Origin of the sequence: Mesorhizobium sp. M2E.F.Ca.ET.209.01.1.1 (genome assembly GCF_004010375.2) — a bacterium.
Taxonomy (GTDB): domain Bacteria; phylum Pseudomonadota; class Alphaproteobacteria; order Rhizobiales; family Rhizobiaceae; genus Mesorhizobium.
The window spans coordinates 1-378 of the sequence record NZ_SADP02000376.1; the positions used below are offsets into that span (position 1 = coordinate 1).

Here is a 378-nt window from a genome sequence, read left to right on the forward strand (position 1 = left end):
GTGGTCGGTGCGGCCGTCCAGGCCATGTACCGGTTCGACGAGACGCCCTGGGCGGTGTTCGGACGCTATGAATTCGAACGGAGGAAGTTCGAAACGTCCACCCAGGACCTCAGGGCAAACAAGGTCGTCATCGGCCTGCGCGCCAGCTTCGGCAGCGACTCCCTCTTCGACGAGGACCGCAACGGCGCGACCATGGACACTTATCGGCCCGCTTCGGTGGTCAACACGAAGTGAGCCGGCGGCACGGCTGCAAGCGCGGCCATGATCGCATCGGAATTTGCTGCATGACTGGAGGCAATCGCGTCCCGCCGCTCACGCTTGGGCGGTGCGTCGCTTCGAAAGCGACTGCCACAACTCGGTTTCGTCGGTGAAACCATC

General features: G+C 63.5%; 1 protein-coding gene. It reads left to right on the forward strand.

Annotated features, from left to right (window positions below; all coding sequences use genetic code 11):
• The coding region (locus EN852_RS41280) for a hypothetical protein (protein WP_189546409.1) at window positions 1–234 on the forward strand (234 nt) is incomplete at its 5' end.
• Window positions 235–378: the final 144 nt, after the last annotated feature.